Annotated in this window: 15 protein-coding genes; 6 read left to right on the forward strand and 9 right to left on the reverse strand. The window is 66.9% G+C overall.

Features of this window, described 5'->3' with window-relative positions; all coding sequences use genetic code 11:
* Positions 1-50: 50 nt before the first annotated feature.
* A complete protein-coding gene (locus HHL27_RS13410) occupies positions 51-812 on the forward strand; it encodes an SDR family NAD(P)-dependent oxidoreductase (RefSeq protein ID WP_169493924.1) in 762 nt (253 codons plus the stop codon).
* Here the strand turns inward: HHL27_RS13410 and HHL27_RS13415 are convergent.
* The 3 genes from HHL27_RS13415 to HHL27_RS13425 all read right to left on the reverse strand — a co-directional run bounded on the left by HHL27_RS13415 (position 809) and on the right by HHL27_RS13425 (position 3607).
* On the reverse strand, positions 809-1450 hold the full coding sequence (locus HHL27_RS13415; protein ID WP_169493925.1) for a YoaK family protein: 642 nt from the start codon (positions 1448-1450) through the stop codon (positions 809-811). The genes HHL27_RS13410 and HHL27_RS13415 overlap by 4 nt on opposite strands.
* A gap of 60 nt (positions 1451-1510) precedes the next feature.
* Entirely contained in the window at positions 1511-1924 is a 414-nt protein-coding gene (locus tag HHL27_RS13420) for a globin domain-containing protein (protein WP_169493926.1), read from the reverse strand.
* A 78-nt stretch (positions 1925-2002) separates the two neighbouring features.
* Positions 2003-3607: a cisplatin damage response ATP-dependent DNA ligase gene (locus HHL27_RS13425; protein WP_169494009.1), complete on the reverse strand. Its 1605-nt coding sequence runs from the start codon at positions 3605-3607 to the stop codon at positions 2003-2005.
* Between the two features lie 78 nt (positions 3608-3685).
* Between HHL27_RS13425 and HHL27_RS13430 the strand changes: the two genes are divergently transcribed.
* Entirely contained in the window at positions 3686-3985 is a 300-nt protein-coding gene (locus HHL27_RS13430; RefSeq protein ID WP_169493927.1) for a hypothetical protein, read from the forward strand.
* Positions 3986-4027: 42 nt separating this feature from the next.
* Here HHL27_RS13430 and HHL27_RS13435 read toward each other — a convergent pair whose 3' ends face one another.
* The gene (locus HHL27_RS13435) at positions 4028-5044 is read right to left on the reverse strand and encodes a ligase-associated DNA damage response exonuclease (protein WP_169493928.1); all 1017 of its coding nucleotides are present in this window, start codon (positions 5042-5044) and stop codon (positions 4028-4030) included.
* A gap of 198 nt (positions 5045-5242) precedes the next feature.
* On the opposite strand from HHL27_RS13435, the gene HHL27_RS13440 reads away from it, so the two are divergent.
* On the forward strand, positions 5243-5761 hold the full coding sequence (locus tag HHL27_RS13440; protein WP_169493929.1) for an EF-hand domain-containing protein: 519 nt from the start codon (positions 5243-5245) through the stop codon (positions 5759-5761).
* 66 nt (positions 5762-5827) lie between these two features.
* Here HHL27_RS13440 and clpA read toward each other — a convergent pair whose 3' ends face one another.
* Both clpA and HHL27_RS13450 read right to left on the reverse strand, forming a co-directional pair.
* Positions 5828-8191 carry an ATP-dependent Clp protease ATP-binding subunit ClpA gene (gene clpA / locus HHL27_RS13445; RefSeq protein ID WP_169493930.1) on the reverse strand — a complete coding sequence of 788 codons (2364 nt, stop codon included), beginning with the start codon at positions 8189-8191 and terminating at the stop codon, positions 5828-5830.
* Positions 8192-8374: 183 nt separating this feature from the next.
* A complete protein-coding gene (locus HHL27_RS13450) occupies positions 8375-8590 on the reverse strand; it encodes a DUF1192 family protein (protein ID WP_169493931.1) in 216 nt (71 codons plus the stop codon).
* A gap of 104 nt (positions 8591-8694) precedes the next feature.
* Here HHL27_RS13450 and HHL27_RS13455 point away from each other — a divergent pair, with 104 nt between their 5' ends.
* A complete protein-coding gene (locus tag HHL27_RS13455) occupies positions 8695-9699 on the forward strand; it encodes an NAD(P)H-quinone oxidoreductase (RefSeq protein ID WP_240959755.1) in 1005 nt (334 codons plus the stop codon).
* Positions 9700-9885: 186 nt separating this feature from the next.
* The gene (locus HHL27_RS13460) at positions 9886-10593 is read left to right on the forward strand and encodes a cell cycle transcriptional regulator TrcR (protein WP_169493932.1); all 708 of its coding nucleotides are present in this window, start codon (positions 9886-9888) and stop codon (positions 10591-10593) included.
* Between the two features lie 157 nt (positions 10594-10750).
* Here HHL27_RS13460 and fabI read toward each other — a convergent pair whose 3' ends face one another.
* From fabI to HHL27_RS13475, 3 genes are read right to left on the reverse strand one after another with little or no spacing between them, the layout of a single operon-like run.
* A complete protein-coding gene (gene fabI / locus HHL27_RS13465; RefSeq protein ID WP_169493933.1) occupies positions 10751-11554 on the reverse strand; it encodes an enoyl-ACP reductase FabI in 804 nt (267 codons plus the stop codon).
* Positions 11551-12678 carry a YihY/virulence factor BrkB family protein gene (locus tag HHL27_RS13470; protein WP_169493934.1) on the reverse strand — a complete coding sequence of 376 codons (1128 nt, stop codon included), beginning with the start codon at positions 12676-12678 and terminating at the stop codon, positions 11551-11553. The genes fabI and HHL27_RS13470 overlap by 4 nt, the downstream gene beginning before the upstream one ends.
* Positions 12679-12681: 3 nt before the next feature.
* Positions 12682-13656, reverse strand: coding sequence for a DnaJ C-terminal domain-containing protein (locus HHL27_RS13475; protein ID WP_169493935.1), 975 nt, complete (start codon positions 13654-13656; stop codon positions 12682-12684).
* 199 nt (positions 13657-13855) lie between these two features.
* Here HHL27_RS13475 and pdxH point away from each other — a divergent pair, with 199 nt between their 5' ends.
* Complete coding sequence (pdxH, locus tag HHL27_RS13480; protein WP_169493936.1) at positions 13856-14464, forward strand: pyridoxamine 5'-phosphate oxidase; 609 nt, start codon at positions 13856-13858, stop codon at positions 14462-14464.
* Positions 14465-14468 lie beyond the last annotated feature (4 nt).

Here is a 14468-nt window from a genome sequence, read left to right on the forward strand (position 1 = left end):
CTGCCGGGGGCGGCCTAGCGTCGGGCAAAGACCTGCTCGAAAGGATGCCCATGACCAATCCGCACGCCGCGCCGCTCGCCGGGAAGACCGCGCTCGTGACCGGAGGATCGCGCGGGATCGGTCGCGCCATTGCCTTGCGACTTGCCGCCGATGGCGCGCAAGTGGCGATCAATTATCGCAGCGATGCGGCGGCCGCCGAATCGGCCGTGGCCGAAATCGTGGCGGCGGGCGGTTCGGCCTTCGCGCTACGCGCCGACGTGTCCGAACTGGCCGCGATCGAGGCGATGTTTGCCGCATTCGATGCGAAGGCGGGCGGGCTCGACATCCTGGTCAACAATGCCGGGATCGGCTCGATGGCCACGCTCGGCGAAACCGACGAGGCCAGTTTCGATCGCCAGATGCAGGTCAATGCCAAGGGTCCGTTCTTCGTGACCCGCGCCGCCCTGCCGCGGCTGCGCGATGGTGGGCGCGTGATCAACATCTCGTCGATGGTGGCGCAGGTCGGCTACGCCTCGTGCCTGGCCTACGCCATGAGCAAGGCGGCGCTGAACCACTTCACCGTATCGCTCGCCGGGGAATTGGGCGCGCGCGGCATCACCGTCAACGCCGTGGCACCTGGGGCGACGATCACCGACTTCGCGCCGGACCTGTTCAACGATCCGGCCATGGTCGAAACGCTTGCCGGTCTTGCCGCGCTGCGCCGCGTGGGCCAACCCGAGGACGTGGCGCGCGTGGTGGCGATGCTGGCAGGCCCGGATGCGGGCTGGGTGACGGGGCAGGTGATCGAAGCTTCGGGCGGGATGCACCTTTAATCCACGCCTTCGGGAAAGCGCAGCGAGACGGGCAGCAGCACCAGCGCCCAGCCGCTCGCGATCCACAAGCAGGCAAGGGGCAGGCGGTCCTGCAGCCACGCGCCGAGCACCGCGCCGCCGAGCAGGCCGGTCCAGAGCATGCCCCAGGCCGGCCAGCCCTTGCGCGGCTGGCCCAGCAGTTGCCCGGCCAGGCCGTGCCCCAGCTTGACCAGGGCGCCGGTCATGTAGGTCAGCCCCACCGAAACTTCGCCATCGCGTTGGAACATGGCGTTGAGCGCGCCCATGCCGATGGCCATCGCGCCCATCATCGTGGCGGGCAGATCGAGCATTCGCGCAACGGCGGCGCAGACCAGCAGGCCGCCGACCAGGGCGAGCAGGGCGGGCTTGTGCCAGCGTCCGGCGCGGTGCGCGACGAGGGCACCCAGCACCACGCCGGCGAAGAAACCGGCGATGAGCAGCAGCGGGGTTGCGGCGCGCATGGGGTCGGTTGCCAGCAGGACCGCAAGGCGTGTCGAGTTGCCCGACATGAACGACACGAAATAGCCGCCGGCCGAGATGAAGGCGACCGCGTCGACGAACCCGGCCAGAGCGGCAAGCGCGATGGCAAAGCGGCGGCGGGCGCTATCATGCGTGATCATGCAGGGCAGACTAGCGCGCGCGTGCGCGCCCGTCATCCGCAGCGGGATGATCCTGCGGAGTCAGCTCCGCGCCATGCCCCGCGCCATGTTGGCGAGCACGTCGGCCATTGCATCGGCCACCTGACGATCTTCGACCGCGCTTTCGGCGATCGCGCGCTGCATCGCTTCGGCCCACTGGCCGGCAGTGCGCCGGTCGATCGGGAAGGCCGCGTGCATCGATACCATGCACTTGCCCGGATTGGACTGGAACCAGTCGCGCGGGCCGCCGGCCCAGCCGGCGAGGAAAGAGGGCAGGGCGGCGCGCATCGGGGCAAGGTCCTCGGCGTGGATCGCGCGCAGTTCGGCAAAGGCCGGATCGTTTTCCATCAGATCGTAGAACCGGTTGGTGATCGCCTGCATCGCCGCATGGCCGCCGATCCGCTCGAACGGGCTGCGGGTATCGGCGGGCACGGTGTCGGTCTCGCTCAAGGTCATCGCTCTCTTTCGTTCCGGACCCGCGGGTCTATCGCGCGCGGGCCCGGGCGCGTTTGATCTGGATCAAGAACCGACGGGTCAGACCGGATCGGCGATCATTGCCTTCAGCGTGGCGAGGCGATCCGCTTCGTGCGCGGGCTTGTCGGCGCGGATGCGGCTGATGCGGGGAAAGCGCATGGCGACGCCCGACTTGTGGCGCTTGCTGGCGTGGATCGAATCGAATGCCACTTCGAAGACGAGCGACTTGTCGGTTTCCCGCACCGGGCCGAACCGCGCCACGGTGTGGCTGCGCACATAGGAATCGAGCCATTTCAGCTCGGCATCGGTGAAGCCGAAATAGGCCTTGCCCACGGGCAGCAGTTCCGCCCCGGCATCGGGATCGCCGTCCCAGCATCCGAAGGTGAAGTCGGAATAGAACGAGGAGCGCTTGCCCGACCCGCGCTGCGCGTACATCAGCACGCAGTCCACCAGCAGCGGATCGCGCTTCCACTTGTACCACAGGCCCGTACGCCGGCCCGCCACGTAGGGCGAATCGCGCCGCTTGAGCATGACGCCCTCGATCGCGGCATCGCGGGCGCGGGCGCGGATCTCGGCAAGATCGTCCATGTCGTTCGCAGCAATCACCTGCGACAGGTCGAAGCGATCGGGATCGAGCCTTGGCACGAGCGCCTCCAGCCGGGCGCGGCGCTGTTCCCAAGCCCACTCGCGCAAGTCCTCGCCTTCGTCGATCAGCAGGTCGTAGAGGCGGACGAAGGCGGGATAGTCGCCCTGCATCCGGGCCGATGGTGCCTTGCGGCCAAGACGCTGCTGCAGCGCGTTGAAGCTCGCCGCGCCGCCTTCCTCGCCCCCCTGGTGGGTACCGCGCACCAGCAGTTCGCCATCGAGCACCGCGGGAACCTGCAGTGCTGCGGCGATCTCGGGGAAGCTGCCCGAAATGTCGTCGCCGCCGCGCGAATAGACGCGCGTTTCCCCATGCACGTGGACGAGCTGCACGCGGATGCCGTCCCATTTCCATTCGGCGGCATAGTCGGCCAGGCTGACGTCAGTGCCGTCCTCCAGCGGATGGGCCAGCATGAAAGGCCGGAACAGCGGCAGAAGGTCGGTGCGCGGCGGCGCGGCCTTGCCGCTCGCCCAGTCGAACAGCGGCAGGTAGGGCGCGACCTGGCCGTGCCAGTATTCCTCCACCTCGTCGACGCTGACGTCAAAGGCCTGTGCGAAGGCGACCTTGGCGAGCCGCGCGGAAATGCCGATGCGCATGGCGCCGGTCGCCAGCTTGAGCAGCGCGTAGCGGCCGTTGGCGTCAAGCCGGTCGAGCAGGCCAGCCAGCAGCGCAGGCGCGGTGGCGCGGGTGGCGTGGTGCAGCGTTTCGACCACTTCGGCGACGCTGGGTGGGGGCGCGGGCGGGCTGGGGGGCTCGGGCCACAACAGGCTGGCGGTCTCAGCGGTGTCGCCCACGTAATCGCGCGAAAGGGCCCAGAGCACTTCGTCGACCCGTTCGGCCATCAGCGCGCGGACCGTGCCCGCCTTGACCGCGGGGAAGTTCAACCCATCGGTCATGGCCGCCAGCGCCCAGCCGCGATCCGGGTCCGGCGTTTCGCGCAAGTAGCGCGCGATGAGCGCCAGCTTGCCGTTGCGGCTGCGGGTGTAGACGAGCTGGTCGATCAGGGCGGCAAAGGCCTTCATGTTCGTTGCCATGGCGCTTGGGCGTCGCTTACAACGCGCGCAACGGTTCTGGTCCGTTTCCAGGCAGGAGTTGCCCTCATGACGTTTCGTGCGTGTGCATTTGTTCTGGCGCTTGCCGCTCCCCTGGCGGCAGTGCCGATGACGCCCGTCAGCGCGCAGGATTGGCGGAAGTATGACCTCGACACACCGATCGAAGTTCTGCTGGCCCATCCCGCTCCGAAGGCGGTGATCGATGCGTATTTTCCCAAGATTACCGAGCATCCGATGTTCGACCAGATCAAAGGGATGTCGCTGCGGCAGCTCGCACCTTTGAGCCAAGGTGTGCTTTCCGGCGAAGTGCTCGCCAAGGTCGAGCGCGATCTGGCTGCGATTAAATAGGACGCAGCCTTCGGCCGACCGTGGCGGTGAGGATGGCGCAGGCTAGTCATCCTCATCCTCGTAGCCGACCAGCGCCAGCGCGCGCGCCGCTCGCTGGCCCAGCTGGCACCAGCGCAGCAGCGCTTCCTCGCGCCCGTGGGTGATCCAGGTTTCGGCGGGATTCACTTCCGCGATCGTGGCGGTGAGTTCGTCCCAATCGGCGTGATCGGAGATGACCAGCGGCAGCTCCACGTTGCGCTGCCGGGCGCGCTGGCGCACGCGCATCCAGCCGGATGCCATGGCGGTGATCGGATCGGGCAGGCGCCGGCTCCAGCGATCGTTGAGTGCAGACGGCGGGCAGACCACGATCTGCCCTTCGAGCGCGCCCTTGGGCACGCCGGCCACGGCGCGCAGCTCGCCCAGATCGACGCCGTGGTCTTCGTAGAGCCGGCACATCCGCTCCATAGCGCCATGCAGATAGATCGGCGCATCGTAACCATGCGCACGCACTTCGGCGATCAGCCGCTGCGCCTTGCCCAAGGCATAGGCGCCGACGAGTACGCAGCGCCCGGGATTGGCGACCAGCGCATCGGTCAGCCGCGCGATCTCGCCCGCGATCGGGGGATGGCGGAAGACGGGCAGGCCGAAGGTCGCCTCGGTGATGAACACATCGCAGGCGACCGGCTGGAACGGGGGGCAGGTGGGGTCTGGCCGACGCTTGTAGTCGCCGGTGATGACCACGCGTTCGCCGGCATGTTCGAGCAGTATCTGCGCCGAACCCAGGACATGGCCGGCGGGCACGAAGGTGGCATCGACGCCGCCGGGCAGGCGCAGCGTCTCGCCATAGGCCACAGGCGCCGCGCGGACTTCGTTCTCCGCCTCGACGCCATAGCGCAGTTGCATGATGGCGAGCGTTTCGGGCGTCGCGATGGTGCGGCCATGGCCACCGCGGGCATGGTCGGCATGGCCGTGGGTGACAAGGGCGGTATCGACCGGGCGGGCGGGATCGATCCACGCATCGGCCGGCACCACGTGGATGCCATAGGGCTCGGGCCTGATCCACGCGAAGTCGGCAACCATGTGCACGCAATGGCCGCAAGGTGCGATTCGTTCCAGCCACCCGTTTGGGAGCTACCCGTCGGACAGGCCCCACCGGCAGTCCCGCCGGCCTTTCCCCGAAGACCCGAAACGGATGCATGGATCGGGGAAGGACAGGGCGCGTTCAGGATCTGCGGCTATCGTGCGCCCCGCCGATCCCGCCTGCCACGGAGACGACCAATGCCCCTAATGCGAACCGCCGCGCTTCTGTCCGTTGCGCTCTGCGCCTTTTCGCTCGCGGGCTGCGGCCAGCAGAAGCAGACCGGCCCCGACGTCAGCGCCAGCGAGACCGCGCCGGTCGTCGCCCCGCCGATGCCGGCGGTGACGGCGGTTCCGGGCGATGCCCATCCCATGGCAGGGTTCGACACGCTCGACCGCGATCACGACGGGCGCATTTCCTCGGCCGAGCACGCGCAGGCCGCGCAGGCGCTGTTCGAGATGATCGACATGGAGCACGACGGCAATCTCAGCATGGACGAGCTGAAGGCTGCCGCGCCAGCCTTGGCGGATATCGACGGGCTGACTCCCGACAAGCTGATGGCGATTGCCGATGCCGATCACGACGGGAAGCTGACGCTGGCGGAATGGATGGCGTTTGCCAACGCCCGCTTCGGGCTGCTGGACCGCAACGACGACGGCTTCATCGACCGGGCGGAGTGGGACGCGCCGCATCCGCCGATACCGCCGGTCGGCAAGTAGCGCGATCAAACGAAAAAGGGCGGCACCATCGGCGCCGCCCTCTTCATTTTCGTGCGTCGGTGAAGCTCACGCCTCGTCGGCGTTGGGCTCCTCGGCCGCGGCGTCGCCCGCCTTGCCCTTGCGCGCCTTCTTCTTGACGAGCTTGGGCGCGGCTGGCGTCAGTTCGAACGACAGGCCTTCGTCCTCGCCCTTGAGGCTGACGTGGACTTCGCCGCCGTTGGCGAGCTTGCCGAACAGCAGTTCCTCGGCGAGCGGCTTCTTGACCCGTTCCTGGATGACGCGGGCCATCGGCCGCGCCCCGTAGAGCTTGTCATAGCCGCGCTTGGCGAGCCAGGCGCGCGCGTCGCTGTCGAACTGGATGTGGACGTTCTGTTCGGCCAGCTGCAGTTCCAGCTGGAGGATGAACTTGTCCACGACCCGGCTGACGACTTCGGGCGGCAGGTAGCCGAACGGCACGATCGCATCGAGACGGTTGCGGAATTCGGGGGTGAACATCTTCTTCACCGCCTCGTCGCCCGCGTCGGCCTTCGACACGTCGCCAAAGCCGATGCCCTGGCGCGCCATGTCCGATGCGCCCGCATTGGTGGTCATGATCAGGACAACGTTACGGAAGTCCACCGTCTTGCCATGGTGGTCGGTCAGGCGCCCGTTGTCCATCACCTGCAGCAGGATGTTGAACAGATCGGGGTGCGCCTTTTCGATTTCATCGAGAAGCAGGACGCAGTGCGGCTGCTGGTCGATGGCATCGGTGAGCAGACCGCCCTGGTCGAAGCCGACATAACCCGGAGGCGCACCGATCAGGCGGCTGACCGAATGGCGCTCCATGTATTCGGACATGTCGAAGCGCTGCAGCGGGATGCCCATGATCTGGGCAAGGCTGCGAGCGACTTCGGTCTTGCCTACGCCGGTGGGGCCGCTGAACAGGAACGAGCCGATCGGCTTGTCGGGATCGCGCAGGCCGGCGCGGCTGAGCTTCATGGCGCTGGACAGCACCTCGATCGCCTTGTCCTGCCCGAACACGAGCCGCTTGAGGTCGCGTTCGAGGTGTTCGAGCACCTTCTTGTCGTCGCTCGACACCGACTTGGGCGGGATGCGCGCCATCGTCGCGATGACCTGTTCGATCTCGCGCGCGGTGATGGTCTTCTTCCGCTTGGAAGGCGGCACCAGCATCTGCATCGCGCCGACTTCGTCGATCACGTCGATCGCCTTGTCCGGCAGCTTGCGGTCGTTGATGTAGCGGGCGGAAAGTTCGACCGCGGTCTTGATCGCCTCGGGCGTGTACTTGACCTTGTGGTGTTCTTCGAACGCGGTGCGCAGACCCTTCAGGATCTTGATCGTGTCCTCGACGGTCGGCTCGTTCACGTCGATCTTCTGGAAGCGCCGCAGCAGCGCGCGGTCCTTCTCGAAGTGGTTGCGGAACTCCTTGTAGGTGGTGGAGCCGATGCAGCGGATCGTCCCGCCCGAAAGCGCGGGCTTGAGCAGGTTGGAGGCATCCATCGCGCCGCCGCTGGTGGCACCGGCGCCGATCACCGTGTGGATCTCGTCGATGAACAGGATCGCGTGCGGCATCTTCTCGAGCTCCGAGACGACCTGCTTGAGCCGCTCCTCGAAATCGCCGCGATAGCGCGTGCCAGCCAGCAGGCTGCCCATGTCGAGCGAATAGATCACCGCTTCGCTCAGCACCTCGGGCACTTCGCCTTCGACGATCTTGCGCGCGAGGCCTTCGGCGATGGCAGTCTTGCCCACGCCCGGATCACCCACATAGAGCGGGTTGTTCTTCGACCGGCGGCACAGGATCTGGATGGTGCGATCGACCTCCGGCCCGCGTCCGATCAGCGGATCGACCTTGCCGCCCAGCGCCTTCTCGTTGAGGTTGACGGTGAACTGGTCGAGCGCGGAATCCTTCTTGGAGCCCTTGGCCTCGGCCTTTTCCTCCTGCTTGGGCGCCTCTTCCTCGGCCCCCTTGGGATTGCGGTTTTCAACCTGCCGGCCGCCCTTGCCGATGCCGTGGCTGATGTAGCTCACCGCGTCGAGCCGGCTCATGTCCTGCTGCTGCAGGAAATAGACCGCATAGCTGTCGCGTTCGGAGAACAGCGCCACCAGCACGTTCGCGCCGGTGACGGTGTCCTTGCCCGACGACTGTACGTGCAGGATGGCGCGCTGGATCACGCGCTGAAAGCCGGCGGTCGGCTGCGGATCGGCCTTTTCCTGGGTCTTGAGCGACTGGTATTCCTGGTCGAGGTACTGGCGCACCACATCGCCCAGGTCGCCGAGATCCACGCCGCAGGCCTGCATGACCTGCGCCGCATCAGGATCGTCGATCAGCGCGAGAAGAAGATGCTCGAGAGTCGCGTATTCGTGGCTGCGCTCGGAAGCGTTACCGAGCGCGGCGTGAAGCGTCTTCTCAAGGCTCTGGGCGAAACTTGGCATAGACCTACTTTCTGGGGGTGCCGGCGGGCCGGCCTCCGGGGAAATTCCCTTGCGGGAGATGAACATGCTTGTGCTTAACGGCAGCTAAACCAGGGGCATGTGCGGCACCCGATGCCGTGCAGGCAAAAGGCGTTACTTGTGGGATATGGGGATGCCGCCCGGCAAGGTGAAGGGCGGCCACCATTATCGCGCCGATCCGTCCGGCGGTGATCGAAACAGCGCGTCGGCGGCGGCGCGATGCGCGCTGGCCTTGTCGCGGTGCGCGATGGTGCGGGCGATTTCCCGTTCGAGCAGGCGGACGCGTTCGTCCAGTTCGTCGCGGCTCAACGGGTCGAGCGCTTCTGTGGCCAGCTGGCTGGCCAGATCCCCCTTGGGGCGCGGGCGCTCGTCAAGGTCCATTGCGGTGCACAATGTGGCGTCAACCTGCTTGCTGTCAACCGGGTGCGTGGGTACTGCTCACAAAGGGGCAGACGCAGGTCGCGGCAAAGGGATTCAGGGGTACGATGCAGCCGGTTCCACCGACGATGACCGCCATCGGTTTCGAAGCGCCCGGCGGCCCCGAAGTGCTCGTCCCCCAATCGCTCGCGGTGCCCGTCCCAGGCCCCGGTCAGGTTCTGGTCAAGGTGGCCTTTGCCGGCGTCAATCGTCCCGACGTGGTGCAGCGCCAGGGGTTCTATCCGCCGCCGCCCGGCGCTTCTCCGATTCCCGGGCTCGAGATTTCCGGGCAGGTCGTGGCGCTGGGCGATGGCGTCACCGAAGTGCTGCCCGGGCAAGCGGTCTGTGCGCTGGTGTCGGGCGGCGGCTATGCGCAATACTGCCTGGCCGAGGCGGCGCATTGCCTTCCCGTGCCCGACGGCCTGCCGCTCGATCAGGCGGCCGCGCTTCCCGAAACGCTGTTCACCGTGTGGCACAACGTGTTCGAGCGCGGCTTTGCCCGTGAAGGCGAAACGATCCTGGTCCATGGCGGCACCAGCGGGATCGGCTCGATGGCGACGCTGCTGGGCAAGGCTTTCGGGCTGACCGTGATCGTCACCTGCGGCGGGGCCGACAAGTGCGCCAAGGCGCTCGAGATCGGCGCGGCTCATGCCATCGACTACAAGGCGACCGACTTCGTCGAGGAAGTTGCCCGCATCACGCAAGGGCGCGGAGTCGACCTCGTGCTCGACATGGTCGCCGGCAGCTATGTCATGCGCAACCTCAAGTGCCTGGCCGACGATGGCCGGCACGTGACCATCGCGGTGCAGGGCGGGGTGAAGGCCGAACTCAACATGGCCGAGATCATGCGCCGCCGCCTGACACTGACCGGATCGACGCTGCGGCCGCGCTCCAACGAATTCAAGGCGCTGCTTGCGCAGGAAATCCTGTCGCAGGCCTGGCCGCTCGTAGAGGAGGGCGAACTGCGTCCGGTGATGGATCGCGCCTATGCGCTCAGCGATGCGGCTGCGGCCCATGCGCGGATGGAAGCGGGCGACCATATCGGCAAGATCGTGCTCGACGCGCGGGGCTGAGTCGCCGGTCCCATCGGCGGTTCGCGGCAGGCCCGAAGCCGTGGCAGGAGTCGAACGAGGCGGGGGCCGGCCACGGCTCTTCGCGCTTTTGCCTTGCCGTTAAGCCCCGCGTGGCCTACATCGTCGCGGTGACGGCCGCTCCGCGAGGGGCGGCCCTTATTGTTTCCGCTTTCCGGAGAATGTCCCGTGAGCACCCAGCCCACGTACCCGCTGATGCCGCACGCGACGGCGTCCTGGCTCGTCGACAACACCGCGCTGACCTTCGAGCAGATCGCCGAATTCTGCGGCCTGCACATCCTTGAAGTCCAGGCCATGGCCGACGACCTCGCCGGCCAGAAGTACACCGGTCGCGATCCGGTCCATTCGGGCGAACTGACCCAGGCCGAAATCGACCGGGGCCAGGCGAATCCCAACTACAAGCTGCGCATGCAGAAGGCGCCGCTGTCGGTCAGCCGCACCAAGGGCCCCCGCTATACGCCGGTGTCCAAGCGCCAGGACAAGCCCGACGGCATCGCCTGGATCCTGCGCAACCACCCCGAAATCTCGGACGCGCAGATCGGCAAGCTGATCGGCACGACGCGCAACACCATCGCCGCGATTCGCGATCGCAGCCACTGGAACATCGCGAACATCAACCCCAAGGACCCGGTCACGCTGGGCCTGTGTTCGCAGCGCGAACTCGACGGGCTGGTGGCCAAGGCGGCCAAGCGTGCCGGCATCGAGGAAGATGACGGCGTTGCCGACATCCGCCTTGGTTCGGACCGCGATGCGCTGATCGAAGAGCTGCGCGCCGAGCGCGAAGCGCAGAGCCGCGCCGCTTCGGAAGCCGCGCAGGAAGCCGAGGCGCAGGCCTGGCTCGAAGCGCGCCGCGCCGAAGGCCTGTCGGACAGCTGATCGTCTCGGACAGCTGATCGTCTCGGACAGCTGATCGGCCCAGACAACTGATCGGCAGGGACTTTGCCTGACATGAAAAAGGCCGCCTTTCGGGCGGCCTTTTTTGTGGCTGGGCGCCGACGTGATCGGGGAGGCGCGAAACCGGTCCCCGATTCGTTCAGCCGAGCGCGATGTCCGGTGCATCTTCCTGCTTCATGCCCACGGTGTGGTAGCCCGCATCGACATGGTGGACTTCGCCGGTCACGCCCGAGGACAGGTCCGACAGGAAATAGAGCCCCGCGCCGCCCACGTCCTCGATCGTCACGTTCCGCCGCAGCGGGCTGTTCAGCTCGTTCCACTTCAGGATGTAGCGGAAATCGCCGATGCCGCTGGCAGCAAGCGTCTTGATCGGGCCGGCCGAAATCGCGTTGACGCGGATGCCCTGCGGCCCGCAGTCGTTGGCAAGGTACTTCACGCTGGTTTCCAGCGCCGCCTTGGCCACGCCCATGACGTTGTAGTGGGGCACGACCTTTTCCGCGCCGTAGTACGTCAACGTCAGGATCGATCCGCCTTCGGGCATCATCGGGATCGCGCGCTGCGTCACCGCCACCAGGCTGTAGGCGCTGATGTTCATCGTCATCAGGAAGTTGTCGAGCGTGGTGTCGTAGAAGCGGCCACGAAGCTGGTTCTTGTCTGAATAGCCGATCGCGTGGACCACGAAGTCGATCGTCGGCCAGCGCGCCTTCAACGTGTCGAACGCGACATCGAGAGCGGCCATGTCCGACACGTCGCAATCGATCAGGAAGTCGCTGTCGAGGCTGGCCGCCAGCGGCCGCACGCGCTTTTCCAGCGCTTCGCCCTGATAGGAAAAGGCGAGCTCCGCACCCTGTTCGCGCAGTCGCTTGGCGATCCCCCAGGCCAGCGACTTGTCGTTGGCGAGGCCCATGATCAGGCCGCGCTTACCCTGCATCAATCCGGTCATGCGCTTTCCTGCGCTCCTTGTTCGTCGGCTTGCCCGCGCGTCCGATCCGCCCGCGCGCGCTCAGCCCTCAATCGATCGTCGGCCTGGCCCAGCATGTCCTGCTCTTCCGGCGTTTCGGCAAGAGCGGCATTGAGTTCGGCGCCTACCACCATCCCTAAGCCGACCAGCCAGAAAAAGAAAAGCGCGATCATCACCCCGGCAAGGCTGCCATAGGTCAGATCGTAGGCGAAAAGATGGCGCAACGCCTTGGGCAGCATCGTCGTCACGAGGATCCACCACAGCGTGACGAACAGCGCGCCCGGCCATTTCGGGTACTGCCTGCCGCGATAGGCGCCGGGCGTCAGCGAGATGAACAGCAGCCAGAGCGAGCCGTAGAGCACCAGCGCAGGCGCGAACCGGGTGAGCGCGAGGCCGTTCACCAGATCGCCGAATTGCGGCATCCACGCAGTGATCGCTTCCTGCACGGCGCCGATCAGCACTTGCGCCGCAATCGAAACGAGGATCAGCACGACCGAGGCGATGATCAGGCCGGTCGACATCAGGCGGTAGCGCCAGAAGGCATGCTCCCAGCGTGTGCCATAGGCGCGCCGCAGCACGTCGCGGATGGTTTCGACTAGGCTGCCGACCGTCCACAGCCCGACCAGCCCGCCCAGCCAGAGCAGGCCCCCGCTGCGTGCATCAATCACGCCGCGCGCCACCGGGTCCAGCGCGTTGGCCACGACGGGGGGCAGTGCGATCAGCACGGTGTTGATCGCGGCGGCGCGCTGTCCCGATTCGCCGACAATGGAAAAAAGCGCTGCGCCGGTGATGAAGAAGGGGAACAGCGCAATCAGAACCATGTAGGCGAAGTTGCCGGCATGGATGAAGCCGTCGTTGATCACGCCCGACCAGACGCGCTTGATCACTTCGAACGCGCGGCTGCCGGGCCCAAGATGTTCGCGCGCACCGGCGCGCGCTTCGGCCAGCCCTTCGCGCCAGCGCAGCGCTTCGCGCCGGCGGGCTTCGGGCGAAAGATCGGGCACTTCGACCAGCGGATAGGCATCGGCGGGCACGTCGGTATCGCTCGCGGCCACCGGGCCGCTATCCGGGATGGACCCCGGAGCCGTGACGGGATCCTCGCGCAATGATCATCCTCCAAGGCGGTCGCGCGGGTTGCGCGTGTCGCTCCAACCCGCGAGACGGGCTTTAAGGTCCTGATCATCTGCAGGAATATCGATCTGGAGCGTTACCAGCTGGTCGCCGCGTTCTCCATCCTTGCGCGTGAAGCCCTTGCCCTTGAGCCGCAGCGTACGCCCGCTCGAGCTGCCAGGGGCCACGGTCAGCATCACCGCGCCTTCCACGGTGGGCACTTTCACTTTCGCGCCGTTGACCGCCTCGTCGAGCGTGATCGGCAGGTCCAGCCGTATGTTGTCGCCATCGCGCACGAAGAAAGCATGGCGCTGGATCTCGATCGTGACGATCGCATCGCCAAAGCCGCCGGGTCCCGCTTCGCCCTTGCCGCCAAGCCGCATCTGCTGGCCGTCCTCTACGCCGGCGGGCAGTTTGAGGTCGATCGGCTTGCCGTCAGCAAGCGTGATGCGCTGCGGCTTGCGCGCAGCGGCGTCGACGAACGGAACCTGCAGCCGGTAGGTGACGTTGGCGCCCTTGGGCGCCGGGCCGCGCCGTGCGCCGGAAAAGCCGCCACCGCCGAACCCGCCGGCGGCACCGCCACCGCGCCCGCCACCGAACAGGCCTTCGAAGATGTCGCCCAGGTCGATCCCTTCGGCGCCGCCCGCCTCGAACCCGCCGTCGTGGCGAAAGCCGCTCTGGTTGCCGAAGCCGCGTCCGCCAAATCCTGCGCCGCCGCCACTGCCGCCGCCGAACCCGAACGGGGCCGTGGGATTGCCCGCGGCATCGATCTCGCCCCGGTCGAAGCGTGCGCGCTTGTCCTTGTCCGACAGCAGGTCGTAGGCGCCCGTCACCTCGGCGAAGCGTTCGGCCGCCTTGGGATTGTCCTGGTTGCGGTCGGGGTGAAGCTCCTTCGCCAGCTTGCGATACGCGGACTTGATGTCCTTCTCGCTCGCGCTGCGGGCCACGCCAAGGATGGAATAAGGGTCTGCCATGGCTTTCTAGCTAGGATCGTGGCCGGAACGTCGCAAGCCTTGCGACGCGTGCTCCACCGGTTTGATCGTGCAATGTCCTGATGGGCCTGTGGCGCAGGCGCGATCTGCCTGTCATTGACGCCGGTCATGGCGGCGATCATGGCGGGAACCCAAGGCCGCTTCATCGATCTCGCATCTTTGGCACCCAGGAACTTCAGCCGTGACCGAACAGACCACCGACGCCATCCCCCACGCCGATCCGTTCGCCATCTTCGAGGCCTGGTTCGCGCAGGCCAAGGAGAGCGAGCCCAACGATCCCAACGCCATGGCGCTCGCCACCGCGACCCGCGATGCGCTTCCCTCGGTGCGGATGGTGCTGCTGAAAGGGCACGGGCCCGACGGCTTTGTCTTCTACACCAACTTCCACAGCCGCAAGGGCGGCGAACTGGCGGCCAACCCCCACGTTGCGCTGCTGTTCCACTGGAAGTCGCTGCGCCGCCAGGTGCGTATCGAAGGGCCGATCGCGGAGGTGACTCCGGCCGAAGCCGACGCCTATTTCGCCAGCCGCCATCCCGAATCGCGCTTGGGATCCGCGGCATCGGACCAGTCACGCCCGCTGCCTGACCGGCAGGTCTATCTCGATCGCGTCGCTGCCCTGCGCGCGCAGTATCCCGACGGCAACGTACCGCGCCCCGCGCACTGGTCGGGTTACCGGGTGGCGCCGACGGCGATCGAGTTCTGGCAGGACCGCGATTATCGCCTGCACGAACGCCGCCGCTTTGTTGCCGATGGCAAAGGCGGGTGGACCTCCAGCCTGCTCTACCCGTAAGGCC

Origin of the sequence: Novosphingobium olei (genome assembly GCF_012927405.1) — a bacterium.
In the GTDB taxonomy this organism is placed as follows: Bacteria; Pseudomonadota; Alphaproteobacteria; order Sphingomonadales; family Sphingomonadaceae; genus Novosphingobium; species Novosphingobium olei.

Coding starts and splice junctions, on each gene's coding strand:
- HHL27_RS13410 (WP_169493924.1), top strand. CDS start 51: ATGACCAATCCGCACGCCGCGCCGCTCGCCGGGAAGACCGCGCTCGTG.
- HHL27_RS13415 (WP_169493925.1), bottom strand. CDS start 1,450: ATGATCACGCATGATAGCGCCCGCCGCCGCTTTGCCATCGCGCTTGCC.
- HHL27_RS13420 (WP_169493926.1), bottom strand. CDS start 1,924: ATGACCTTGAGCGAGACCGACACCGTGCCCGCCGATACCCGCAGCCCG.
- HHL27_RS13425 (WP_169494009.1), bottom strand. CDS start 3,607: ATGAAGGCCTTTGCCGCCCTGATCGACCAGCTCGTCTACACCCGCAGC.
- HHL27_RS13430 (WP_169493927.1), top strand. CDS start 3,686: ATGACGTTTCGTGCGTGTGCATTTGTTCTGGCGCTTGCCGCTCCCCTG.
- HHL27_RS13435 (WP_169493928.1), bottom strand. CDS start 5,044: ATGGTTGCCGACTTCGCGTGGATCAGGCCCGAGCCCTATGGCATCCAC.
- HHL27_RS13440 (WP_169493929.1), top strand. CDS start 5,243: ATGCCCCTAATGCGAACCGCCGCGCTTCTGTCCGTTGCGCTCTGCGCC.
- clpA (WP_169493930.1), bottom strand. CDS start 8,191: ATGCCAAGTTTCGCCCAGAGCCTTGAGAAGACGCTTCACGCCGCGCTC.
- HHL27_RS13450 (WP_169493931.1), bottom strand. CDS start 8,590: ATGGACCTTGACGAGCGCCCGCGCCCCAAGGGGGATCTGGCCAGCCAG.
- HHL27_RS13455 (WP_240959755.1), top strand. CDS start 8,695: ATGCAGCCGGTTCCACCGACGATGACCGCCATCGGTTTCGAAGCGCCC.
- fabI (WP_169493933.1), bottom strand. CDS start 11,554: ATGACCGGATTGATGCAGGGTAAGCGCGGCCTGATCATGGGCCTCGCC.
- HHL27_RS13475 (WP_169493935.1), bottom strand. CDS start 13,656: ATGGCAGACCCTTATTCCATCCTTGGCGTGGCCCGCAGCGCGAGCGAG.